We start from the raw sequence: 23729 nt of genomic DNA on the forward strand, positions 1-23729 counted from the left end.
AACGGTCGGTGTCATAAGCGAGCCGCATCAGCGCGTAGAACCAGGCTGGCACGTGGACGGAAGCGACGACGAGCAGGCGCGGCCGGTGCTGACCGCCCATCCGCTCCAGCGCGTCGGCGCCTACGCGCTGGCGTTGCTCGGCGAGGCGTCGTCGCCGGAGAAGCTCACTCCCAAGATGTTCGGAGACGCGGTGGACAGGGTCACCGAGGACGCCGTCACCGCGGCCCTGGTCCGTGACACGAAGAGCGACCGGGGTTTCTGGCTCAAGTCGAGTCTGTCCTTCTTTCCGAACTCCAAGATGAACCACCTCAGCAACGCGAAGAAGGACAAGGGCACCATCGAAGGTGCCGTGCGGGCCTGGCGGACGCGGCCCGAGGAGAAGACCTGGCCGACGGCGGCGTGTGTGCTGTGCGGGCGTGGCGCGGTGGGGTTCTTCGGGAAGGTGAATGTGCCGCTGGCCGAGAGCGACCTCTACCGCAACAACACGCCGCGCGGACATACGGGAATGGCGCTGTGCTGGCCGTGCCTGTGCAGTTTCTACGCCCTGCCGTACGGCTGTCGCCTGACGGGTGGGCCGTCGATCGCCCTGCACAGCTGGGACGAGCGGTTCATGGTGCGGACGCTGTCGCGGCGGGTGGAGCGCAATCGGCAGTTCATAGCTCTGGGCAGGGCCGACCCCCAAGGGGTTCCCGCACGGGAGGTGCTGGCGCTGCAGGCTCTGCGGCACCACGAGGACCGCCTGACGGCGGGGGTGGATCTGCTGGTCTTCGGCAACAACAACCGGGGCCAAACGCTGGAGATCCAGTCGATGGAGCAGCCCGTCGCCGAGTGGCTGCGGCGCTCGTCGCGGCCTCTGCGTAGGCGTGGCTTTCCGGCTCTGCTGCGTGCGCATGCCACGGCCGACAGGCCGGGCGTCGTCGGGCTGGCCCGTAACGCCTTCCGGTCGCCGGAGCGGATCGCCGGAGCCTGCGGCCGGTATCTGGCCGCGCGGCTGGACCGGGGCGTGATCGGTGACGACACGGCCGACCTGGCCGAACTGTGCTTCTCCCTAGTGATCGAGGTGATGCGGATGAACCAGAACGAGGTAGACGAGGTCAAGGCGGCCGGGGCGCAGGTGGCGGCCTGGTTGAACGCCGAGAACTCCGCGGGGCAGCTCCGGCGGTTCAACGCGACGTTGAAGGAGCAGAAGCAGATGCGGCACTGGCTGATGCGCCGCAACATCGACGCCCTGCTCGACGCAGAAAGCGGGATCGACGGCCCGCTGATCACCGAGAACCAGTTCCGGCTGCTGTTCGACCCCGAGGTGGAGGACGCCTGGTTCCACCGGCAGTTGCTCCTCGTCTCGGTGGTCCAGCGGCTTCACGAGCTGAAGTTCAACCCCGGGGACCGGGCCGAGGTCGCCGCCGAGATGGCGACCGAGGAGAAGGACCACCCCGAGGACATCGAGTACATGAAGGACGAAGCATGAGCTACCTGGTAGGAAAGATCGTTCTGGATGTGGTGGCCGGGGCGCCGAACAACGGCCTGGGCGAGGACAACGTCGCCAGGGTGAAGCAGTTGCGCGTCGGGCGTAACACCCATCCGTACGTCTCAGCGCAGGCGTTCCGCTACTGGGTGCGCGACTCGCTGCCCGCTTCCGAGCCGTCCTCGCCGGTGATCCGGTCGGGCAGCGGTCAGAAGCAGCAGGCGTACACCAACGGCCGTCCCGATCTCTACCTCGACGACGATCTGTTCGGCTACATGGTCGCGGTCAAGGGTGACAAGACCAAGACCTGCCAGCGGGATACGGTGCTGGCCACCGGGACCTTCGTCTCGGTGGTCCCGCGCCGACCCGAGCGGGACTTCGGCACGATGAGCCGGGGCTTCGGTGCCAGGGAGAACCCAGTGCTGCACGGTCACGAGTTCTACAGCGCGGAGCTCGCCGGAGACGTACTGCTGGACCTGCCGAGGGTCGGTGTCTTCGAGACCGACGGGACCGGGGTGAAGGTCGCCCTCCCGGAACCGGCCGCGAAGGAGGCTCAGGACAACGGCGCGGAGCCGGTCGTCTTCAGGGGGTCCTCGGCGCTGCGGCTGGGAATCGCCGAGCGGCGCCGCCGGGCCTCGTTGCTGCTGCGGACGCTGACGGCGGTACGCGGGGGTGCCAAGCAGTCGATGCACTACGGGGATCGCACCCCGGCGCTGATTCTGCTCGCGCCGGTGAAGGGCGGCGTCAATCCCTTCACGCGGGTGCTGGGGGTCCGGGGCGAGCGGGCTCGGTTCGACGCGGGCGTGTTGCGCGCCGAGATCGAGGCGTGGGCCGACGAGTTGGACGGCCCTGTGCTGCTGGGCTGGGCTCCGGGGTTCCTCGGCGAGCAGCGTGACCAGGTGCGCGCCGAACTCGCCGACCTGATCACCGCGGGAAGCCTCGTCGTCGACCATCCCCGGGGGCTGCTGGGCGGCCTGGCCGAGCAGATCGAACGCGGCGAGCGAGACGCCTGGTTCGAGGACCCCAAGGTATGACGGCCAATTCGCGGGAGGCTCTGGAAGTCACGGTGACCGCGCCGATCGCCTCCTTCCGCAATCCGCTGTACGCGGGAGTCCAGGTGGCGCTGCCCTGCCCTCCCCCTGCGACGGTGGGCGGCATGCTCGCGGCCGCGACCGGAGGCTGGGAGGCCGTCGACGAGCGAACCCGGTTCGCGATGGCGTTCCACGCCCGTGGCATGGGGAGTGACCTGGAGACCTATCACCCACTGGACGCCACCGGCAAGAAGGCCGATTCGACCCCTCGGGAGCGCGGGTTCCTCGCCGATGTGACGCTGACGGTGTGGCTCACCGAGGACGTCGAGTTGTGGGAGCGCAGGCTGCGCAGGCCGGTGTGGCCGTTGCGGCTGGGCAGGAGCCAGGATCTGGTCGGACTGGCGACCCGGCGTGTCGCGCTGCTACCCGGTCCCGGCCGCCAGGGCTCCGCCCTCCTGCCCTCGACGATCACCCCGCCACCGGTCGGAACCCTGCTGCGGCTGCCGACCTCGGTCTCGCTCGACCGCCACCGGACGCGCTGGGACGGCTACCACTTCGACACCTCCGGACGGAGTGACCTCATGGTCACCTGCGACTGGGCGGACGAAGAGGGCCAGGCGGTGGCGCTTCTCCCCCCGGTTCATCCCGGCCGGCTCGCGACCGTGGAGGCGTGATCGTGGCCCTGGAGAGAATGCTCGCCAAGAGCGCGCCGAAGGAGAGGCTCACCGCTCACCTCGCCGCCACGCTCGCGGGCGCCGTCGCGCTGCGGCGGCGGGTGGGGCGGGTCGCCCTGCTGGACGAGGTCACCGACGGGATGTTCTGGCCCACGGTCTGCCTGGCCGCGCTGTGTCATGACGCCGGGAAGATCCCGGACGGCTTCCAGGCGATGCTCAACGGTGTCACCAGATCATGGGGAGAGCGGCACGAGGTCGTCTCGCTGGGTTTCCTGCCCGGTCTGATCGACGACGAGCGTCTGCTGCTCTGGGTGGCCGCCGGTGTCGCCACCCATCACCGCTCGCTGGAGGGCGGGCGCGGTTCGCTCAGCCTGGCGTACGGCGGCGCCGGCGAGGAGGAGTGGCGGGAGCGATTCCAGCCGATTCCGGGGGACGTGGCCGTCGAGCTCGCCGACTGGCTCGCCTCCACCGCGAGGGCGGCGGGGCTGCCCGTCATACCCTCGCCTGCGCAGGAGCCGGATGTCGTCGGCGAGGCCCTGCGGATGTTCGCCCGGCTGCTGGACGAGTGGGAGCTTCCCGCAGAACCGGACCGGGGACTTGCGGCGGTGCTGGTGCAGGGGTCCGTCACGCTGGCCGACCATGTCTCCTCAGCTCACGGAACGTTCCACACACGTCAGCCTTTCGACGCCGCCTTCCGGCCGTTGCTGGAGAAGGCGTTCGCCGAGAAGGGCCACACCCTGCGTCCCCACCAGGTGGAGGCGGCCGCGGTGGACGGCCATCTGTTGCTGCGGGCGCCGACCGGCTCGGGCAAGACCGAGGCCGGGCTGCTGTGGGCGGCGGCGCAGACCGTCGCGATCGCCGGGGAGACGGGCGGTGTGCCGAGGGTCTTCTTCACCCTGCCGTACCTTGCCTCGATCAACGCGATGACCGAGCGGCTGGGCGGCCTGCTGAGAGACGGCACGCTGGTGGGGGTGATGCACTCGCGAGCCGCCTCCTACCACCTCGCGACCGCCATCTGCCCGCAGGACGGTGAGGACGAGCAGGCAGAGGCCGCGCGGAAGGCCGTCTCCCGGGCAGCGGCGACCCGGCTTTTCCGGGAGACCGTACGGGTGGGCACGCCGTACCAGATCCTGCGGGGCGTGCTCGCCGGTCCCGCGCACTCGGGAACGTTGATCGACGCGGCGAACTCGGTGTTCGTGCTGGACGAGCTGCACGCCTACGATCCTCGGCGGCTCGGCTACATCCTGGCGACAGCCCGGCTGTGGGAGCGGCTCGGCGGGCGGATCGCCGTATTGTCGGCCACGCTGCCGGACGCGTTGATCCACCTGTTCCGTCAGGCGCTGGAGCAGGATGCTCACTCGGTCCAGGCCGCGACCGAGGGTGCTCCGCTGCGTCACCGCCTCTCGCTGCGTGAGAGGCATCTGACCGACCCTGACTCCGTCGAGGAGATCAAAGACCGGCTCGCGGACGGCGCATCGGTGCTGGTGGTGGCGAACAACGTGGCCGACGCCCAGCACCTGTTCGCCGAACTGGCACCGGAGGTGGACGAGGAGGCCGCGTTCCTGCTGCACTCGCGGTTCCGGCGGATGGACCGGACCGTACTGGAGAAGGGGATCGGCGACCGTTTCGGCGTCGGCCGCCCACGGTTGCCGGGGCTGGTGGTCGCCACCCAGGTCGTCGAGGTGAGCCTGGACGTGGACTTCGACTGCCTGTTCACCTCGTCGGCACCGCTGGAGGCCCTGCTGCAGCGGTTCGGTCGGGTCAACCGGGTCGCGGCCCGGCCACCCGCCGATGTGGTCGTCCACCCGGCGACCTTCGCTCCCCGGCGCAGGGGCGGCGAGGAGGAGTACGCCGACGGCGTCTATCCCCGCCCTCCGGTCGAGGTGGGCTGGGACATCCTCGCCCGCCACGACGGCGACAAGGTCGACGAGGGGCACGCACGCGCCTGGCTGGACGAGGTGTACGACACGGCATGGGGACAAGAATGGTCCGCCGAAGTGCTGAGAAACCAGACGAGATTCACCGAGGCGTTTCTCGGCTTCGCCCACCCCTTCGTCAGCCGGGACGAGCTGACCGAGCTGTTCGACGAGTTGTTCGACGGCACGGAGGCGGTCCTCGCCCAGGACCGCGACGCCTACGAGGCGGATCTTCGCCAGGTGACCGGTGACAGGGCGGCCGGACGCCTGCTGGCCGAGCGCTACCTGATCCCGCTGCCGCACTGGGGCGCTCCCCTCACCTCGTGGGAGAAGAGACTGGGCCTGCGGATCGTCAACGCCGACTACGACGAGCGGCTGGGCCTGGGCGAGATCCACGGCCCGGCCGCCCAGGTCTACCAGGCGGGTGAGGTGCTGTGATCGGCGCCGAGGACGTGGGCGGCGTCCACGTCAAATACCTCTACCACTGCCGACGCCAGCTGTGGCTGTACGCACGCGGGATCCGCCCCGAGCACCTGAGCGCGACCGTCCAGCTGGGCGAAGCCGTCCACGAGACCTCCTACACCCGTAGCTCCCCCATCGATCTCGGTGCCGCGCAACTGGATCATCTCGACGGCGCGGCCTGGGTGCACGAGGTCAAGTCGTCCGCCAAACCCAGCAGGGCCGACGAGGCCCAGGCGATGCACTACTGCTACCGCTTGCACGCCATCGGCATCGCCGCCCAGGGCGGCGTCCTGCACTATCCCAAGACCCGCCGTACCAAACGGCTGCCGTACACCCCCCAGGCCGCCGAACAGGCCGAGGCCGACATCGCCGAAGTCCTGGAGGTGGTCTCCGCGACCACCTCCCCGCCCCTCCTCGCCCGGTCGGGCTGCCGGGGCTGCTCCTACACCGACTACTGCTGGAACGAGTAAATGCCGACTGCCGCCCGGACCTACTGGCTCACCACACCCTGCCGGATCCGCCGCAAGGACCAGTCACTGCGGATCGAGCGGGTCGACGGCTCCCCCGTGCACATCCCCATCACCGACGTCCGCGACATCGTGGCCTGCGACTCCGTCGATCTCAACACCGCCGTGATCAGCCTGCTCAACCAGCACCGGGTCAACGTCCACTTTCTCAGCCACTACGGCGACTACGCCGGTTCGCTGCTGACCTCCGACACCAGCACCTCGGGCCAGACCGTCATCGCCCAGGCCCGGCTCGCCGACGACCCCGCGGCCTCCCTCGTCATCGCTCGCGCGATCGTGGCGAGCACCGCGGCGAACGTACGGCGGGTGATCGACCGCAAGCTGCTGTCCCGGCCAATGTCGGTGCTGGAATCCTCCATCGCAAAGGCGACGACGCGCGAGGAGCTGATGGGCATCGAGGGCACCTTCCGCCGCTCGGCCTGGGCCGTCCTGGACACCCGGCTCCCCGAATGGTTGCGGCTGAACGGCCGCAGCCGCCGGCCACCGCTCAACGCCGGGAACGCCTTCATCGGCTATGTCAACGGGATCACCTACTCACGACTGCTGTCGGCGGTGCGGCTCACCCCGCTGCATTCGGGGGTGGCGTTCCTGCACAGCAACATGGAACGCCAGCGTCACTCGCTGGTCCTGGATCTCGCCGAGGTGTTCAAACCGCTGTTCGCCGAACGGCTGCTGCTCCGGCTCGCCGGGCGAGGCCAACTCAAACCCGCCCACTTCGACGTCGGCAGCAACCAGGCGATGCTGAGCGACTCCGGCCGCAAACTCGTCGTGCAGACCGTACGCGATGAATTGTCGGTGACCGTCCAGCACCGCACCCTCGGCCGCAACGTCGCCTACGACGAGCTGCTCTACCTCGAAGCCCTCCAGCTCACCCGTACCTGCCTGGAGGGCACCCCGTACAAGCCGTTCAAGATCTGGTGGTAAGGCCGCGTGTACGTCGTGGTGGTCTACGACACCCTAGCCAAACGCAACGCCGCCATCCTGCGACTGTGCCGGCAGTATCTGCACCACGTGCAGCGAAGCGTCTTCGAAGGCGCGCTGAGCCCGGCACAACTACGCCGGTTCCGGCACGAGGTCGAGGGGGTGATCGACGCCGGATACGACAGCGTCCTCGTCTTCAGCTTCCCGCCCGGCACCACACCCCAACGTCAAGAATGGGGCATCGCCCAACCCGCCCCCAGCGACATCCTGTAATCTCCGTGCCATCGCGGTGATCACACCTTTTTGCAGCAGACCCCCCGGGTTTCCTGCACGACCGGAGGTTCACTGCAAAACAGCCCCGAACCCCATCGGCAAACAGGCTACTGACCTGGGACTTTACCTTGGGGTCCTCATCGCCCCTGAGAGGGGTCGCAACTCGATCATGTCGGGGTCGCTGGCCGAGTTAGGTTGTCCTCATCGCCCCTGAGAGGGGTCGCAACGCATAGACGTCTCTGACCTGAGGGATCTCGGTTTCAAGTCCTCATCGCCCCTGAGAGGGGTCGCAACCGGTGCGGATGCCCTCCAGCTTGGGCATGAGGTGGTGTCCTCATCGCCCCTGAGAGGGGTCGCAACACAAGGCGCCGATGGACGCGCCGGAGGAGTTGTGCCGGTCCTCATCGCCCCTGAGAGGGGTCGCAACGCGAGGGCATTCACACCTCCCGCTGGAAAATCTCCCCGTCCTCATCGCCCCTGAGAGGGGTCGCAACTTGCGATCTTGGGGGTGGTCCGGAGGGCCAGGACGAGTCCTCATCGCCCCTGAGAGGGGTCGCAACCGGCGTAGCCAGTGCGCGGGGCCGTCCGGGTTGGTCGTGTCCTCATCGCCCCTGAGAGGGGTCGCAACCCAGTGGGGACCGCCCGGCCGTGTGGTTATTCCTCCGGTCCTCATCGCCCCTGAGAGGGGTCGCAACAGCCAGAAGGCTCAGAATCCGGGTGCTGTCCTCCTCGTCCTCATCGCCCCTGAGAGGGGTCGCAACTTTCAGGTCACCACCGATGATGGCGTGACCCCGGTCCTCATCGCCCCTGAGAGGGGTCGCAACCCGTACCGCTCGACCTTCCGGCCGAGGTCATCCTTTTCGTCCTCATCGCCCCTGAGAGGGGTTGCAACGTCAGCTCTACGGGGGTGGTGTTGATCATGGTCGCGTCCTCATCGTCCCTACGAGGGGTCACAACCGGTGTTGGATGGCGCGTTGGCAGGTGCTGACGTCAAAGTCCTCATCGCCCCTATGCGTCGCAACGCCCCTGATCTTGGTTCACTGGGGAGGCCGGGCGGGGCGCCCGAGAGTGGCCTTCGGATCTCCGTTGCCTAAGTATTTCATTGTCTAGATTTGTAGCTATTTGGGCTGTTTGGAGCTTATGTCGGGTATATCGGTAAGAGTTCGCTTTCACAGCGGATCGTATTTCGCGTGAAACCGGAAGGGGGCATGGGTCATGACGAGACCCGCAAGCCTGGAACATCACCCCGATCTCATCGAGATGCGGGAGAGGTACGAACGAGCGGGCTCCAGTTCGGTGGCCCAGGCCATCGAAGGACTGGGCCTTCTGGCGGGCCTGTATCTGGCGATCTCACCCTGGGTGGTCGGCTTCAACGGCCTGTCCAGGCTCTCCGTGAGCAACCTCGTCACCGGTATCGCGGTCGCCGCGCTGGCCCTGGCCTTCGCGTCCGCCTACGGCCGGACCTACGGGGTCAGCTGGGTCGCCCCGGTGATCGGAATCTGGACCATCATCGCTCCCTGGATCACCGGCTCGGCGACGAGGGGCAGCATCTGGAACAACGTCGTCACCGGCATCGTCATCCTCCTGCTCGGTCTGGGAGCGGTGGCGATGGGCACCAAGAAGATGGCCGGAATGTCACACAAGGGAAGCATGTCCCATCGAGGAGACAGCTCCCACAGGACGGACATGCCCGGTCGAACGGACATGCCCAACCGGCCGGACTACCCCAACAGGCCCGACTATCCCAACAGGCCATAGACAGATAGATGTGAGGTCAGCGCGACGGGCGCTCAACCCGGCCAGGGACCGGGTTGAGAGCGCCGTCTCCCGCTAAGCCCGGCCCCGGCCGGGCTTCCGTCGTCTTCGGGGCATCCGTCCTCCGCCACGGACCCCGCCAGGAAGACGGGAGCCCGCCGGGAAGGCCGGGGGGACGGTTCATTCGAACAGGGTGTGCCGCTCACCGCGTCGGCGCCTGCGGGCGATCCTGATCCCGACCACCACGATGTCCACCACCGCGACGGCCGCCAGGACGGCGAGGGCCACGGTGATCAGGGTGAATCCGCCCTGAGCCGCGAACACCGCCAGAACCGTGCAGACCACCAGGCCGAAGATCGCCAGAACGAGCCGCAGGTTCAGCGCGCTCTTCGGGTGGTCGTGCGTACCTGGCTGCTCCTTCATGGGACCACCTCCAGAGCGATGTCGATCCCCCACCTGCTCATATCTATGCGGGGGTATCTTTCAGCCCCTACCCAGGACAACATCCCTCACCATCCACGGCACCAGAGCTCGCCGAGAGGGCGCGGCCCCTGGCTCGATGACCGTTTTCCGGCGGTCACGAAAGCCGCCCGGAACGCGGAAAGACCTCCGCGGGTGGAATCCACCCGCGGAGGTCTTTCCGCGTACTCGCCGTCGAACCGTACCCGAGAGTCCGGGACCCAGAGGTCCGGGACCCGAGGGACCGGCTAGTAGATCGGGCGTGAGGAGGAGCGCAGCCGCTCCAGGGCCTCGGCGAGGATCTGCGCGCCATCCTTGTCGCTGCGGCGTTCCTTCACGTACGCGAGGTGCGTCTTGTAAGGCTCGTTACGCGGCGGGGCGGGCGGGTTCGCCTCGTCCTGACCGGCGGGGAGACCACACCGGGGGCAGTCCCAGAACTCGGGGACGGCCGCGTCGCTGGCGAAACTGGGGCGCGTCTCGTGCATGTTCGCGCACCAGAAAGGCACCCGCACACGGGGGGCCGCCTCGCCGCGCTCCGCCTCCCCCATCGGGCCGGCACCGACACGGCTGCCACGGATCGCGTTGCCACTACCCACGGATGAACTCCTTGCTCGATGGCCCCGCCGCTTGGGGATGCGGGGACTGAACCACTGTCACGCCTGTCGAAGCCAGGTCAGGGCCGCAGAAGCAGGCCCAGCGCGATGATGCAGACGAACCAGACGACACCGGTGATGACGGTGAGCCTGTCAAGGTTGCGCTCCACCACCGAGGAGCCTCCGAACGACGACGAGAAACCGCCACCGAACAGATCCGAGAGGCCACCGCCCTTGCCCTTGTGGAGCAGGACGAGCAGCATCATCAGCAAGCTCGACAGGATGAGGGCGATGGAGATTCCGATTGTCACCGTTGACCTGTTCCCTATGTGCGCGTGACCCGCGTCCGGGCACGACCCTTGTGTACGCCGATGGCGTGACGATTCAAACCTGCTCTAAGAGGGTATGACGTGCTGTCAAGTCGCACCCACCGAATGGCTCAGTCAGTTCGACAATTCGCCAAAACGGCAAATCTTGACGAACTCCCCGGGATCGAGGCTCGCGCCACCGATCAGGGCACCGTCGACATCAGGCTGCGCCATGATGCCCGCGATGTTGTCAGACTTGACCGACCCACCGTAAAGGATACGGACACCGGCGGCCACTTCTGCGTCGTACAGCTCGGCGAGTCGCGCCCGGAGTGCCCCGCAGACCTCCTGCGCGTCGTCCGGGGTGGCCACCTCGCCGGTGCCGATCGCCCACACCGGCTCGTAGGCGAGCACGATGGAGGCGACCTGCTCGGCGCTCACCTTGCGGAGCGCGCCGTCGAGCTGCGCGACGCTGTGGGCCACCTGGTCGCCCGCCCTGCGCACCTCCAGGCCCTCCCCCACGCACAGGATGGGGGTGAGCGAGTGGCGGTAGGCCGCCTGCACCTTGGCGTTGACGACGTCGTCGTCCTCGCGGTGATACTGGCGGCGCTCCGAGTGACCGGCGAGCACGAAGGTGCAGCCGATCTTGGAGAGCATCGCCCCGGAGACCTCGCCGGTGTAGGCGCCGCCGTCGTGCTGTGACAGGTCCTGCGCGCCGTAGACGATCCGCAGCTTGTCGCCGTCCACCAGGGTCTGCACGCTGCGCAGGTCGGTGAACGGCGGCAGCACGGCCACCTCGACCCGGTCGAAGTCCTTGTCGTTCAGCGCGAAGGCGAGCTTCTGAGTGTGCGCGATGGCCTCAAGGTGGTTGAGGTTCATCTTCCAGTTGCCGGCCATGAGCGGCTTACGAGGTGTGCTCATCGTTCGCTCACCACTCCTTGTTCACTGGGCGGGCGGCGTCGGTCGTCGACCGGCCGCTCCGCTCGTCGCGTGCGTTCACTTTCTACCGCTCCAGCGCCACGAGTCCGGGGAGGGTCTTGCCCTCCAGGTATTCGAGGCTGGCACCGCCACCGGTGGAGATGTGGGAGAACCCGTCCTCCGCCAGGCCGAGCCTGCGCACGGCCGCGGCCGAGTCTCCACCGCCGACGACGGTGAAGGCCTCAGAGGCGATCAACGCCTCGGCGACCGCGCGAGTTCCCCCGGAGAAGGCCTCGAACTCGAAGACGCCCATCGGGCCGTTCCAGAACACCGTCCTGGCGTCGGCCAGCTTGCCCGCGAACAGCTCGCGGGTGCGCGGGCCGATGTCGAGCCCCTCGCGGTCGGCCGGGATCGCGGTGGCGTCGACCACCTCGTACTCGGCGTCCTCGGCGAACTCCACGGCCGCGAGCACGTCGACCGGCAGGACGATCTCGACCTCGCGCTTGCGCGCCTCGTCGAGGAAGCCCCGCACCTTGTCGAGCTGGTCCTCCTGGAGCAGTGACCTGCCGACCTCGTAGCCCTGGGCCTTGAGGAAGGTGTAGGCCATGCCGCCGCCGATGAGGAGCCGGTCGACCTTGGTGAGCAGGTTGCCGATCACGCCGAGCTTGTCGGAGACCTTGGCGCCGCCGAGCACCACGGCGTACGGCCGTTCGGTCTCGTCGGTCAGCTTCCTGAGCACCTCGACCTCGGCCAGGACGAGCCGGCCCGCGGCGTGCGGCAGCAGACCGGGCACGTCGTAGACGCTGGCGTGCTTGCGGTGCACCGCGCCGAAGCCGTCGCCCACGTAGACGTCGGCGAAGGCGGCGAGCTTGGCGGCGAAGGCGGCCCGCTCCTCGTCGTCCTTGGACTCCTCGCCCGCCTCGAAGCGCAGATTCTCCAGCAGGGCCACCTGGCCGTCCTGGAGGGCCTCCACGACGGCCTGGGCGGACTCGCCGACCACGTCGGTCGCGAAGGCGACGTCGGCACCCAGGAGCTCACCCAGCCGCTTGGCGACCGGGGCGAGGGAGTATTCCGGGTTCGGCTTGCCCTTGGGGCGTCCCAGGTGCGCGACGACGACCACGCGGGCCCCTCGGCCCGCGAGCTCCTTGATCGTCGGCACCGAGGCGCGGATGCGGCCGTCGTCGGTGATGACGTCCCCCTCCAGGGGGACGTTGAGGTCGGCGCGCACCAGGACGCGCCGACCGTCCACGTCGAACTCGGAGATGTCCTTCATCAGAGGTCGGCGCCGACCAGCTCGATGAGGTCGGCGAGGCGGTTGGAGTAACCCCACTCGTTGTCGTACCAGCCGACGACCTTGACCTGGTTGCCGATCACCTTGGTGAGGGGCGCGTCGAAGATGCAGGACGCCGGGTCGGTCACGATGTCGGCGGAGACGATCGGGTCCTCGTTGTAGCTGAGGTAGCCCTTGAGCTCGCCCTCGGCCGCGGCCTTGATCGCGGCGTTGACCTCCTCGACGGTGGTCTCACGGCCGACCTCGACGGTGAGGTCGGTGGCCGAGCCCGTGGGGATCGGCACGCGCAGCGCGTAGCCGTCGAGCTTGCCCTTGAGGTCGGGCAGCACCAGGCCGATGGCCTTGGCGGCGCCGGTCGAGGTCGGCACGATGTTGATCGCGGCGGCGCGGGCGCGGCGCAGGTCGCTGTGCGGGGCGTCCTGCAGGTTCTGGTCCTGCGTGTAGGCGTGGATCGTGGTCATCAGACCCTTCTCGATACCGAAGGTGTCGTTGAGGACCTTGGCCATCGGCGCCAGGCAGTTGGTGGTGCAGGAGGCGTTGGAGATGACCGTGTGGTTCGCCGGGTCGTACTTGTCGTGGTTGACGCCCATCACGACGGTGACGTCCTCGTTCTTGGCCGGAGCCGAGATGATGACCTTCTTGGCGCCGTTCTCGGCGTGCACGCGGGCCTTGTTGGCGTCGGTGAAGAAGCCGGTCGACTCGACGACGACGTCCACGCCCAGGTCGCCCCAGGGCAGCTTGGCCGGGTCGCGCTCGGCGAACGCCTTGATGGTCTTGCCGTCGACGATGATCTCGTCGGCGGTGCTCTTAACCTCGTACGGCAGACGGCCGAGGATGCTGTCGTACTTCAGCAGGTGCGCGAGCGTGGCGTTGTCGGTCAGGTCGTTGACCGCCACGATCTCGATGTCCTTGCCGCTGGCAGCGACCGCGCGCCAGAAGTTGCGGCCGATGCGGCCAAATCCGTTGACGCCTACGCGGATGGTCACGGTGCCGATCTCCTCGTACGTCGATGCGCCGGTCTCTCGGATCCGGCGACTTGATGCGGGCTGAAACCTCAACCACGAACCTTATCGGACCCAAATTGGCCTAGACCACTTGAGGGGGTGCCCCGTTATTCGCTAACCCACGAACAGGTATCGCACCATTCAAGTAAAGTGCCCGACTCGTCACTACAAACACCCCAACCCCCAGGAGAATCTGCTGTGACAGATAACGACCCACACCTGGCGAACGGCCTCCTACCAGGCATTATCACCGGCCTGCTGGGCACCGCCGTCGGCGCCGGGGCCTACGGCGCGCTCATCGCCTTCAGCGGATACGAGATCGGCTTCGCCGCCATCGGCGTCGGTCTCCTCGTCGGCCTCGCCATGATCGCGGTCAAGCCGACCAGCCCGGTGCTGCCGCCGCTCGCCGCCTTCTTCTCCCTCGCCGGCGCCGCGCTCGGCCAGATCGTCGGATCCACCATCGCCTGGGCGCAGGTGTCCGGCGAGGACTACGGCCCCGCCCTCGCCCGGGTGCTCGACGCCTTCCCCGAGCTCCTGCGCCAGGACCCCATCTCGCTGCTGTTCTGGGTGGTCGCCGCCTACGCGGGCTTCAGCTTCGTGAACAGGCGCGTCAAGGCGGCCCGGGAGGCCCACGACGCCCGCGCCGCCTCGTCCGTCTCGCAGCCGGACGAGGCCGCCGACCACACGAACTACTTCGAGCCCAGGAAGCAGCCCTGAGCCACGGGCCATCCGGCCGAACGACCGCTGCCGGTGGTGCGATCCCGACGACGCCCTAAGGGGCCAGCATGTCGACGGTGAGATTGGCCTCGGTGTTGGGAACGCCGATGTCCTGGGCCCGCTTGTCGGCCATGGCCAGCAGGCGGCGGATACGACCGGCGATGGCGTCCTTGGTCAGGGGCGGGTCGGCGAGCTGACCCAGCTCCTCCAGGGACGCCTGCTTGTGCTCCACCCTCAGTCGACCGGCGATCACCAGATGCTCGGGGGCCTCCTCCCCGAGGATCTCCAGGGCACGCTGGACCCTCGCCCCCGCCGCGACCGCGGCACGGGCCGAACGGCGCAGGTTGGCGTCGTCGAAGTTGGCGAGCCGGTTCGCCGTCGCGCGGACCTCGCGGCGCATCCGCCGCTCCTCCCAGGCGAGCACGCTGTCGTGGGCGCCCAGCCTGGTCAGCAGCGCGCCGATTGCGTCGCCGTCGCGGACCACCACCCGGTCGACGCCGCGCACCTCCCTCGCCTTGGCGTGGATCTTCAACCTCCGCGCGGACCCGACCAGCGCGAGCGCCGCCTCGGGCCCCGGGCAGGTGACCTCGAGCGACATCGAACGCCCCGGCTCGGTCAGCGAGCCGTGCGCCAGGAACGCCCCCCGCCAGGCCGCCTCGGCGTCACAGGTCGCCCCCGCGACGACCTGGCGGGGCAGGCCCCTGACCGGGCGCCCGTGGTTGTCGATCAGACCGGTCTGGCGGGCGAGCGCCTCCCCGTCGCGGTAGACCCGCACGAGGTAGCGCGAGCCCTTGCGCAGCCCGGCCGGGGCCAGGACGAGCACCTCGGCCTTGTGCCCGAAGACCTCGCCGATGTCCTTGATCAGCCGCCGAGCGGTGACGTTGGTGTCAAGCTCGGCCTCGATCACGATCCGGCCGCTCACCAGGTGCAACCCGCTCGCGAACCGCAGCAGCGTCGACACCTCGGCCTTACGGCAGCAAGGCTTCAGGATCGGCAGCCTGCTCAGCTCGTCCTTGACCACACCTGTCATCGCCATGCGTGTTCGTCCTCCCCCATACAGACCCCTTGCGACCCGAGATAAATCGGGCTCACAGAAGTTTCTCGCACTCCTGAGCACCGCTGACCAGGATCAACGCTTCTCACGGAAAATCTCGTCCAGGACGGAGGCAAGACGTTGTGCATCGTGTCGCGGGGAGCCGTCCTCGTCCGCCACGGAGGCGAGGACCAGCCTCCCCCCGAGGTCGGCCGCGGCCTTGTCCAGCTCATCACGGTCGTCGATCACCCCGGTGTCGGCGACGACGACGTCGATCTCCAGGGAAGGCGCGTGCTCGCGCAGCACCTCCAGGTGCTTCTGGGGGGAGAATCCGTCGGTCTCCCCCGCCTGCGGGGCGAGGTTCAGCGCGACCAGACGACGGGCGCGGGTGGCGTGCAGCGCCTCGGCCAGCTCGGGCACCTTCAGGTGCGGCAGCACGCTGGTGAACCAGGAACCGGGGCCGAACACCACCCAGTCGGCGTCCAGGACCGCACGGACGGCCTCGGGGCACGCCGGCGGGTCCTCAGGAAGCAGCGAGATGGCCCGGACCCTGCCGGGCGTGAGCGCGCAGGCCACCTGACCTCGCACCGTGCTCACCTCGCCGTCCAGCTCGACCTCGGCGGCGATGTCGAGCGGCACCGAGGCCATCGGCAGCACCCGCCCGTGCGCGCCGAGCAGCCGCCCGAGCCAGTCGAGGCCCGACACCGTGTCGCCGAGCCGCTCCCACAGCGCCACGATCAGCAGGTTGCCGATCGCGTGGCCGTGCAGGTCGCCCTCGCTGCGGAAGCGGTGCTGGACGACCTCGCTCCAGGTGCGCCCCCACTCGTCGTCACCGCACAGGGCCGCCAGGGCCATCCTCAAATCCCCCGGGGGGAGCACACCGAGCTCACGGCGAAGACGGCCGCTGGAGCCCCCGTCGTCGGCGACGGTCACCACCGCCGTCAGCCGGGAGGTGACCCTCCGCAGCGCCGACAACGAGGCGTACAGCCCGTGTCCCCCACCCAGCGCGACGACCTTGAGACCTTCATTCACTCCCGGCCCACATCCCGATGGCTCACCTGCACCTCCATGCCACCCCTGTCGCGCAGCCGCCCGCCGATCTGCTCGGCCATGGCGACGCTGCGGTGCTTGCCGCCGGTGCAGCCAACGGCGAGCGTGGCATAGCTCTTGCCCTCGCGGGTGTAGCCGGAGGCGATGATGGTGAACACCTCCTCGTAGGCGTCGAGGAGCTCCTTCGCACCCGCTTGGTTGAGAACGTACTCCCGTACGGGAGCGTCCAGTCCGTTCATCGGGCGGAGTTCGGGGACCCAGTGGGGATTGGGCAGGAACCGGCAGTCGACGACCAGGTCGGCGTCGACGGGCAGGCCGTACTTGTAGCCGAAGGAGACGACGTTGACCCGCAGCCCTGGACGGTCCTCGCCGCCGAAGAAGGCGACGATCTTCCCGCGGAGCTCGTGGACGTTGAGGTTGGAGGTGTCGATCACCAGGTCGGCGTTCGCCCGCACCTCGCGCAGTATGCCGCGTTCGCGGGCGATCCCGTCGACCAGGCGGCCGTCCCCCTGCAGCGGGTGCGGGCGGCGGACGTTCTCGAACCTGCGGACCAGTTCCTCGTCACTCGCCTCCAGGAACACCACGCGCACGGCGACGCCGCGCCCCTCCAGCTCCTCGATCGCGCTGTTGAGGTCGCTGGTGAAGGCGAGGCTGCGCACGTCGACCACCGCGGCCACCTTGTCGGCGGCCAGCTTGACCCGCCCCGCCTCCTCGGCCATGGCGAACAGCAACCCGGGCGGCAGGTTGTCGATGACAAACCACCCCAGGTCCTCCAGGGCCTTGGCGGCGGTGCTCCGCCCCGCCCCCGACATTCCGGTGACGAGGACGAACGCGGACTCTCTTTCGCTCATGGGTTCTGCCCCTTCAAGGCCGACACGATCGTCTCGGCCGTCGAGGGGCCGATCCCGGGAACCTCGCAGATCTGTGCCGCGGTCGCCTCCCGCAGCCGCTTCACCGATCCGAAATGCTTGATCAACGCCTGCCTGCGGGCCGGGCCGAGACCGGGAACCTCGTCCAGAGCGCTTTCCTTGACACTCTTCGACCGTTTGGATCGATGGTAGGTGATGGCGAAGCGGTGGGCTTCGTCGCGTACTCGCTGGAGCAGGTAAAGGGCCTCGCTGGAGCGGGCGAGGATCACCGGCAGGTCCTCGCCGGGCAGCCAGACCTCCTCCAGCCGCTTGGCCAGCCCGCACACCGCCACGTCGTCCACGCCCAGCTCGTCGAGCGCCCTGCGGGCCGCCGCGGCCTGGGCGGGACCTCCGTCGACGACGACGAGGTTGGGCGGGTAGGCGAACTTGCGCGGTTTGCCGGTCTCCGGGTCGATGCCCGGTGACGTGCGGGCCGACGGCCCATCGCCCGCGCCCGGCCCTCCGCTTACGCCCTCGGCCGCTTCCTCGGCGGGGCCTGCGGGATCGGCCCCGGTGCCCGCGTCGAGCTCCCCGGTGGCCGAGCGCTCCTCCAGGTAGCGCTTGAACCGGCGGGAGATCACCTCGTGGATGGAGGCGACATCGCCCTCGGTGGAGCGTACGGAGAACCTGCGGTATTCGCTCTTGCGTGCCAGGCCGTCCTCGAAGACCACCATGGAGGCCACCACGTCGGTGCCCTGAATGTGGGAGACGTCGTAGCACTCGATGCGGAGCGGCACCTGGTCCAGGTCGAGGGCGTCGGCGACCTCCTGCAGCGCCCTGCTGCGCGCGGTCAGATCGCTGGCCCGCCTCAGCTTGTGCTGCTTCAGGGACTCGACGGCGTTGCGCTCGACGGTCTCCATCAGCGATCTCTTGTCGCCGCGCTGGGGGACCCTGATCTCCACCCGCGCCCCGCGGTGCTCGCCGAGCAGCTCGGTGACCGCTGCGGCGTCGGGGGGCAGGACCGGGACCAGCACCTCCCTGGGCAACGCCTCGGCGGCCGCCTCGCCGTACATCTGCAGCAGGAACTGCTCGACCAGCTCGCCCGGCGCGGCCTCCTCGACCTTGTCGACCACCCAGCCGCGCTGCCCCCTGATCCGCCCGCCGCGGACGTAGAACACCTGGACGGCGGCCTCCAGCGGATCCTCCGCGAGGGCGACCACGTCGCAGTCGGTGTTGTCTCCGAGGACCACGGCCTGCTTCTCCATCGCCTGCCGCAGCGCCTGGATGTCGTCGCGCAGCCTGGCGGCCCGCTCGTACTCCTGCTCGACGGCGGCCTCGCGCATCTCGCGCTCCAGCCGCTTGACGAACCGGCCGGTGTTGCCCGCCATGAACTCGCAGAAGTCGTCGGCCAGCGCCCGGTGCTCCTCGGCCGTGACCCGGCTCACGCAGGGGGCCGAGCACTTGTCGATGTATCCGAGCAGGCAGGGGCGGCCGATCTGCGCCGCCCGTTTGAAGACCCCGCCCGAGCAGCTCCTGATCGGGAAGACCCGCAGCAGCAGGTCGACGGTCTCCCTGATCGCCCAGGCGTGGGAGTAGGGGCCGAAGTAGCGGGTGCCCTTGCGCTTGGCACCGCGCAGCACCTGGACCCGGGGGAACTCCTCCCCCATGGTGACCGCGAGGTAGGGGTAGGACTTGTCGTCGCGGTATTTGACGTTGAACCGCGGGTCGTACTCCTTGATCCAGGAGTATTCGAGCTGGAGCGCCTCGACCTCGGTGCCGACGACCGTCCAGTCGACGTCCACGGCGGTGGTGAGCATGGTCTGGGTGCGCGGATGCAGGCCCGCGAAGTCGGCGAAGTAGGAGTTGAGCCGCTGGCGCAGGCTTTTGGCCTTGCCGACATAGATGACCCGGCCTTCCGCGTCCTTGAACCGGTAGACGCCGGGGGACTCGGGGATGGACCCCGGCTTCGGCCGGAAACTCACCTGACCACCCACAGATCTCGCCACACTGAAAGCCTATCGGCCCGGACCGACAGGTTTCCTTAGAGCTTTCCGCGCGACCCCGCTGCCCGAATTCCCTCGCCCCTCCGCCGAACCTCCTGCACAGTCCCTGCCCGGACCTCCTCTCGACCGGCGCCGAGCCTTCCGCCCGCAGCCGGTTCACCGCCCGCGTCGCCGCCTCGGGGTCGACCGCCTCACAGCCTCCCACCGAGCGGATCGACGGAACGGGCCGTGGCCAGGTCCCCGCCCGGGACCGGGCCACGGCCTCATGCGACGCCCGTCGCCTCCTGCAGGTGCTTCTGGCCGTACGAGAACCGCCGTGTGAGACGCCCGCCACCGCCGGGACGTTCCCCGGTGGTGGGCTCGCGGCGGTCAGGAATCAGGCGAGGACGATGGAGTCGCCGTCCACCTTGATCGCCTTCTCCTCCAGCGGGTCGGTGGCCGGGCCGTTCGCCACGGAACCATCGGTGATCTTGAACTTGCTGCCGTGGCAGGGGCAGTCGATGGTGTCGCCCTCGATCTTGTCGACGTCGCACCCCTGGTGGGTGCAGACGGAGCTGAACGCCTTGAACTCGCCCGCGGCCGGCTGGGTGATCACGATCTTCTGGTCCTTGAAGATCTTGCCGCCTCCCTCGGGGATGTCCGCGGTCTTGGCCAGGGCGTTCGCGGAGCCGCCCGAGTCGGCGCCCGCGCTCGTCTCGGCCGCCTCCGGCGCCTGCGACGCGGAGGTCGCGGAGGTGTCCCCGCCGCTCTCCGCCGGCTCCCCGTAGCCTCCGCACGCGGTCAGCACCGCGGCCATCCCGGCCCCGCCGGCGCTGAATATCACCGTACGACGTGTCGTCTCAGTCATCTATATCCTCCAGAATCATCATCTTCAGGTACGGCTCGCACCCCGATGACGGTTCAGCTTGCCGCACATCGTGTCAGGGGACTGTGAAGAATTACTCCCTCGGCCCTCTTCACGGACTAACCGGAGAACCCTCGCCAAACCCTCATCACGGGCCTCGGCCCCGGCGAACCAGGCCCGGCCCGGCGGATCCGCGCCTCCCCGGAGGAGAGGTCGGCGCGAACCGTCAGAGCACGATGATCCCGTCGCCCTCGACCTTCAGCGCGTACTGGACCAGCGGCGCCTCCGCCGGGCCCTTGAGACATTCTCCGGAGTCGACCGCGAACTCGCTGCCGTGACAGGGGCAGCGGATGACGCCGTCCCCGATCCTGCCGACCGCGCACCCCCGGTGCGGGCAGCTCGCCGTGAACGCCCTGAACACCCCCGAGGCCGGCTGGGTGATGACGATCTTCCACTTGGTGATCACCTTGCCGCCGCCCACCGGGATGTCGGCGGTCCGTGCGATCACCTTCCCCTTGATCCCCGGCGGCACGATGGCGGCGGCGGACTCCCCGCTCGCGCACCCCGCCAGCGCCGCACCGCACGCCACGGCCCCCGCGGCGGCGATCACCTGCCTGCGCGCGGGCATGGCGGAGGTTTCCTGCATGCTCATCGCGGCCCTTCTCGCAATGTCATCCCCGATCGGAACCGGGCTCCCTCGTCCAGGGTATTGACGGGGGAGCCCGGTCCCGAATCCGGCCCTCAGCTGCCGAGGATCTTGCGCAGGAAGCGGCCGGTGTGGCTCTCGTCGACGAGGGCGACCTCCTCGGGCGTCCCGGTGGCGAGCACGCTACCGCCCCGCGAGCCGCCTTCGGGCCCCATGTCGATCAGCCAGTCGGCGGTCTTGATCACGTCGAGGTTGTGCTCGATGACGATGACCGTGTTGCCCCCGTCGACGAGCTTGCCCAGGACGCCCAGCAGCCTGCGGATGTCCTCGAAGTGCAGGCCGGTGGTGGGCTCGTCGAGCACGTAGATCGTGCGGCCGGTGGAGCGGCGCTGCAGCTCCGAGGCGAGCTTGACGCGCTGGGCCTCACCGCCGGACAGGGTCGTGGCGGGCTGGCCGAGCCTGACGTATCCCAGGCCGACGTCGTTGAGCGTCTTGAGGTAGCGCTTGATCGCCGGAATGGAGTCGAAGAAGTCCAGGGCCTCCTCGATCGGCATGTCGAGCACCTCGGAGATCGTCTTGCCCTTGTAGTGGACCTCCAGGGTCTCCCGGTTGTAGCGCGCCCCGTGGCAGACCTCGCAGGGCACGTAGACGTCCGGCAGGAAGTTCATCTCGATCTTGAGGGTGCCGTCTCCCGAGCAGGCCTCACACCGGCCGCCCTTGACGTTGAAGCTGAAACGGCCCTTCTGGTAGCCGCGGACCTTGGCCTCTGTGGTCTGCGCGAACAGGTCGCGGACCTTGTCGAAGACGCCGGTGTAGGTCGCCGGGTTGGACCGGGGCGTGCGGCCGATCGCCGACTGGTCGACGTGCACGACCTTGTCGACCAGATCCATCCCGTTGACCCGCGCGTGGCGGCCGGGGACGGTGCGCGCGCCGTTCAGCTCCTTGGCGAGCGCGTTGTAGAGGATGTCGTTGACCAGGGTGGACTTGCCGGAACCCGAGACCCCGGTGACCGCGGTCAACAACCCGAGCGGGAACTCCACGTCGACGCCCTTGAGGTTGTGCTCACGGGCGCCCTTCACGGTGATCTGCCGCTTCCTGTCGCGCTTGCGGCGGGTGGCGGGGATCGCGATCGTCCTGCGCCCCGACAGATAGGCGCCGGTCATCGAGTCTTCCGAGGCGAGCAGGTCGGCCACGGTGCCGGAGACGACGACCTGGCCGCCGTGCTCCCCCGCCCCGGGGCCGATGTCGACCACCCAGTCGGCGGCGGCGATGGTGTCCTCGTCGTGCTCGACCACGATGAGCGTGTTGCCCATGTCGCGCAGCCTGATCAGGGTCTCCAGCAGCCGCTGGTTGTCACGCTGGTGCAGGCCGATGGAGGGCTCGTCCAGCACGTACAGCACCCCGACCAGTCCCGAGCCGATCTGGGTGGCGAGCCGGATGCGCTGTGCCTCGCCACCGGCGAGGGTGCCGGAGGCCCGGTCCATGGTGAGGTAGTCGAGGCCCACGTCGAGCAGGAAGCCCATCCGGGCGTTGATCTCCTTGACCACCCGCTCGGCGATGTGCATGTCGCGCTCCGAGAGCTTCAGCCCCGCCAGGAACGTCGCGCAGTCGCCGATCGACATCGACGAGACGTCGGCGATCGAGCGGCCGTCGACCGTGACGGCCAGCGAGACCGGCTTGAGCCTCGCCCCCTTGCAGGCCGGGCACGGGATCTCCCGCATGTAGCCTTCGTACTTCTCGCGCATGCCGTCGCTGTCGGACTCGCCGTGGCGGCGCTGCACCCAGGGGATGACCCCCTCGAAGGTGGTGTAGTAGGAGCGCTGGCGGCCGTAGCGGTTGCTGTAGCGGACGTGGACCTGCTCGTCGTGGCCGTACAGCAGGGCCTTCTGCGCCTTCTTGGGGAGCCGCTCCCACGGGGTGTCGAGGCCGAACCCCATGGTCAGGCCGAGCGCCTCGACGAGGCGCTCGAAGTAGTCGCTGGTGTGGCCCCCGGCCCACGGCGAGAGCGCGCCCTCGCCCAGCGGCCTCTCCGGGTCGGGCACGATCAGGTCGGGGTCGACCTCCATCCGGACGCCCAGGCCCGTGCACTCGGGACAGGCGCCGAAGGGGGAGTTGAACGAGAACGAGCGGGGCTCGAGCTCCTCGAACGACAGGTCGTCGTAGGGGCAGTAGAGGTGCTCGGAGTAGAAACGCTCGCGGTTGGGGTCGTCCTCGGGCAGGTCGACGAACTCCAGGGTGATCGTCCCGCCCGACAGGCCCAGGGCGGTCTCCACCGAGCCGGTCAGCCGGCTGGCCGCGCCCTCCTTCACCGCCAGACGGTCGACGATCACCTCGATGTCGTGCTTTTCCTGCTTCTTCAGCGTCGGCGGCTCGTCCAGGCGGACCACGGTGCCGTCGACGCGGGCGCGGGCGAACCCCTTGGCCTGGAGCTGGCTGAACAGCTCGGCGTACTCGCCCTTGCGGCCGCGGACCACCGGGGCGAGCACCTGGAAGCGGGTGCCCTCCTGCAGCTCCATCACCCGGTCGACGATCTGCTCGGGGCTCTGCCTCGCGATCGCCCGCCCGCACTGCGGGCAGTGCGGCTTGCCGATGCGCGCCCACAGCAGGCGCAGGTAGTCGTACACCTCGGTGATCGTGCCGACGGTGGAACGGGGGTTGCGGCTCGTCGACTTCTGGTCGATCGACACCGCGGGTGAGAGTCCTTCGATGAAGTCGACGTCGGGCTTGTCCATCTGCCCGAGGAACTGCCGCGCGTACGCCGACAGCGACTCGACGTAGCGGCGCTGACCTTCGGCGAAGATCGTGTCGAAGGCCAGGCTTGACTTGCCCGAGCCGGACAGCCCGGTGAAGACGATCAGAGCGTCTCGCGGAAGGTCCAGCGAGACGTCCTTGAGGTTGTGTTCACGTGCACCACGCACGATGAGGCGGTCAGCCACAGCAGTCCCGACGTCGTTGGTAGAGGGTTGGAAGTAGTCGCGGGAAGACTAGCGA

At 68.8% G+C, this 23729-nt stretch carries 22 protein-coding genes and 1 CRISPR repeat array; of the genes, 9 read left to right on the plus strand and 13 right to left on the minus strand.

Annotated features, from left to right (window positions below; all coding sequences use genetic code 11):
* The first annotated feature begins 52 nt into the window (after positions 1 to 52).
* The 8 genes from AB0B96_RS09515 (at position 53) to AB0B96_RS09550 (ending at position 9027) form a co-directional block, all read left to right on the plus strand.
* Positions 53 to 1468, plus strand: a complete 1416-nt coding sequence (locus AB0B96_RS09515) for a hypothetical protein (protein WP_362897365.1) — start codon at positions 53 to 55, stop codon at positions 1466 to 1468.
* Positions 1465 to 2499: a type I-B CRISPR-associated protein Cas7/Cst2/DevR gene (gene cas7i, locus AB0B96_RS09520; RefSeq protein WP_362897366.1), complete on the plus strand. Its 1035-nt coding sequence runs from the start codon at positions 1465 to 1467 to the stop codon at positions 2497 to 2499. Before AB0B96_RS09515 ends, cas7i begins: the two co-directional genes overlap by 4 nt.
* The gene (gene cas5 / locus AB0B96_RS09525) at positions 2496 to 3170 is read left to right on the plus strand and encodes a CRISPR-associated protein Cas5 (RefSeq protein WP_362897367.1); all 675 of its coding nucleotides are present in this window, start codon (positions 2496 to 2498) and stop codon (positions 3168 to 3170) included. The genes cas7i and cas5 overlap by 4 nt, the downstream gene beginning before the upstream one ends.
* Before the next feature lie 2 nt (positions 3171 to 3172).
* Positions 3173 to 5524, plus strand: coding sequence for a CRISPR-associated helicase Cas3' (cas3, locus tag AB0B96_RS09530; RefSeq protein WP_362897368.1), 2352 nt, complete (start codon positions 3173 to 3175; stop codon positions 5522 to 5524).
* Positions 5521 to 6018: a CRISPR-associated protein Cas4 gene (locus AB0B96_RS09535; RefSeq protein WP_362897369.1), complete on the plus strand. Its 498-nt coding sequence runs from the start codon at positions 5521 to 5523 to the stop codon at positions 6016 to 6018. Before cas3 ends, AB0B96_RS09535 begins: the two co-directional genes overlap by 4 nt.
* Positions 6019 to 6999, plus strand: coding sequence for a CRISPR-associated endonuclease Cas1 (gene cas1 / locus AB0B96_RS09540; RefSeq protein WP_362897370.1), 981 nt, complete (start codon positions 6019 to 6021; stop codon positions 6997 to 6999). It abuts the gene before it with no gap.
* Between the two features lie 6 nt (positions 7000 to 7005).
* Positions 7006 to 7269, plus strand: a complete 264-nt coding sequence (cas2, locus tag AB0B96_RS09545; protein WP_362897371.1) for a CRISPR-associated endonuclease Cas2 — start codon at positions 7006 to 7008, stop codon at positions 7267 to 7269.
* Between the two features lie 133 nt (positions 7270 to 7402).
* Positions 7403 to 8294: a CRISPR direct-repeat array (repeat unit 30 nt; unit sequence GTCCTCATCGCCCCTGAGAGGGGTCGCAAC).
* 190 nt (positions 8295 to 8484) lie between these two features.
* Positions 8485 to 9027: an SPW repeat protein gene (locus AB0B96_RS09550; RefSeq protein ID WP_350947780.1), complete on the plus strand. Its 543-nt coding sequence runs from the start codon at positions 8485 to 8487 to the stop codon at positions 9025 to 9027.
* Positions 9028 to 9204: 177 nt separating this feature from the next.
* On the opposite strand, the gene AB0B96_RS09555 is transcribed toward AB0B96_RS09550, so the two are convergent.
* The 6 genes from AB0B96_RS09555 to gap all read right to left on the minus strand — a co-directional run bounded on the left by AB0B96_RS09555 (position 9205) and on the right by gap (position 13579).
* A complete protein-coding gene (locus AB0B96_RS09555) occupies positions 9205 to 9447 on the minus strand; it encodes a DUF6343 family protein (protein WP_362897372.1) in 243 nt (80 codons plus the stop codon).
* Between the two features lie 284 nt (positions 9448 to 9731).
* Entirely contained in the window at positions 9732 to 10079 is a 348-nt protein-coding gene (locus AB0B96_RS09560; protein WP_012892502.1) for an RNA polymerase-binding protein RbpA, read from the minus strand.
* Positions 10080 to 10156: 77 nt separating this feature from the next.
* On the minus strand, positions 10157 to 10387 hold the full coding sequence (gene secG, locus AB0B96_RS09565; RefSeq protein ID WP_030905020.1) for a preprotein translocase subunit SecG: 231 nt from the start codon (positions 10385 to 10387) through the stop codon (positions 10157 to 10159).
* A gap of 132 nt (positions 10388 to 10519) precedes the next feature.
* Positions 10520 to 11305, minus strand: a complete 786-nt coding sequence (gene tpiA, locus AB0B96_RS09570) for a triose-phosphate isomerase (RefSeq protein ID WP_362897373.1) — start codon at positions 11303 to 11305, stop codon at positions 10520 to 10522.
* Between the two features lie 82 nt (positions 11306 to 11387).
* The gene (locus AB0B96_RS09575) at positions 11388 to 12575 is read right to left on the minus strand and encodes a phosphoglycerate kinase (RefSeq protein ID WP_362897374.1); all 1188 of its coding nucleotides are present in this window, start codon (positions 12573 to 12575) and stop codon (positions 11388 to 11390) included.
* On the minus strand, positions 12575 to 13579 hold the full coding sequence (gap, locus tag AB0B96_RS09580; RefSeq protein WP_350947784.1) for a type I glyceraldehyde-3-phosphate dehydrogenase: 1005 nt from the start codon (positions 13577 to 13579) through the stop codon (positions 12575 to 12577). Before gap ends, AB0B96_RS09575 begins: the two co-directional genes overlap by 1 nt.
* Before the next feature lie 216 nt (positions 13580 to 13795).
* Between gap and AB0B96_RS09585 the strand changes: the two genes are divergently transcribed.
* Entirely contained in the window at positions 13796 to 14314 is a 519-nt protein-coding gene (locus AB0B96_RS09585) for a hypothetical protein (RefSeq protein WP_362897375.1), read from the plus strand.
* A gap of 55 nt (positions 14315 to 14369) precedes the next feature.
* Here AB0B96_RS09585 and whiA read toward each other — a convergent pair whose 3' ends face one another.
* The 7 genes from whiA to uvrA all read right to left on the minus strand — a co-directional run bounded on the left by whiA (position 14370) and on the right by uvrA (position 23674).
* The gene (gene whiA / locus AB0B96_RS09590) at positions 14370 to 15350 is read right to left on the minus strand and encodes a DNA-binding protein WhiA (protein WP_350947786.1); all 981 of its coding nucleotides are present in this window, start codon (positions 15348 to 15350) and stop codon (positions 14370 to 14372) included.
* 93 nt (positions 15351 to 15443) lie between these two features.
* Positions 15444 to 16379 (minus strand): uridine diphosphate-N-acetylglucosamine-binding protein YvcK, encoded by a 936-nt coding sequence (gene yvcK, locus AB0B96_RS09595; RefSeq protein ID WP_362897376.1) that lies wholly within the window; start codon positions 16377 to 16379, stop codon positions 15444 to 15446.
* Entirely contained in the window at positions 16376 to 17248 is an 873-nt protein-coding gene (rapZ, locus tag AB0B96_RS09600) for an RNase adapter RapZ (RefSeq protein ID WP_350947788.1), read from the minus strand. The genes yvcK and rapZ overlap by 4 nt, the downstream gene beginning before the upstream one ends.
* Entirely contained in the window at positions 17245 to 19239 is a 1995-nt protein-coding gene (gene uvrC / locus AB0B96_RS09605; protein ID WP_362897397.1) for an excinuclease ABC subunit UvrC, read from the minus strand. The genes rapZ and uvrC overlap by 4 nt, the downstream gene beginning before the upstream one ends.
* Positions 19240 to 19624: 385 nt before the next feature.
* The gene (locus AB0B96_RS09610; protein WP_362897377.1) at positions 19625 to 20095 is read right to left on the minus strand and encodes a Rieske (2Fe-2S) protein; all 471 of its coding nucleotides are present in this window, start codon (positions 20093 to 20095) and stop codon (positions 19625 to 19627) included.
* 223 nt (positions 20096 to 20318) lie between these two features.
* Positions 20319 to 20744: a Rieske (2Fe-2S) protein gene (locus AB0B96_RS09615; RefSeq protein ID WP_350947790.1), complete on the minus strand. Its 426-nt coding sequence runs from the start codon at positions 20742 to 20744 to the stop codon at positions 20319 to 20321.
* An 89-nt stretch (positions 20745 to 20833) separates the two neighbouring features.
* Complete coding sequence (gene uvrA, locus AB0B96_RS09620; protein WP_362897378.1) at positions 20834 to 23674, minus strand: excinuclease ABC subunit UvrA; 2841 nt, start codon at positions 23672 to 23674, stop codon at positions 20834 to 20836.
* Positions 23675 to 23729 lie beyond the last annotated feature (55 nt).

The organism is Streptosporangium sp. NPDC049046 (assembly GCF_040649155.1).
GTDB lineage: Bacteria > Actinomycetota > Actinomycetes > Streptosporangiales > Streptosporangiaceae > Streptosporangium.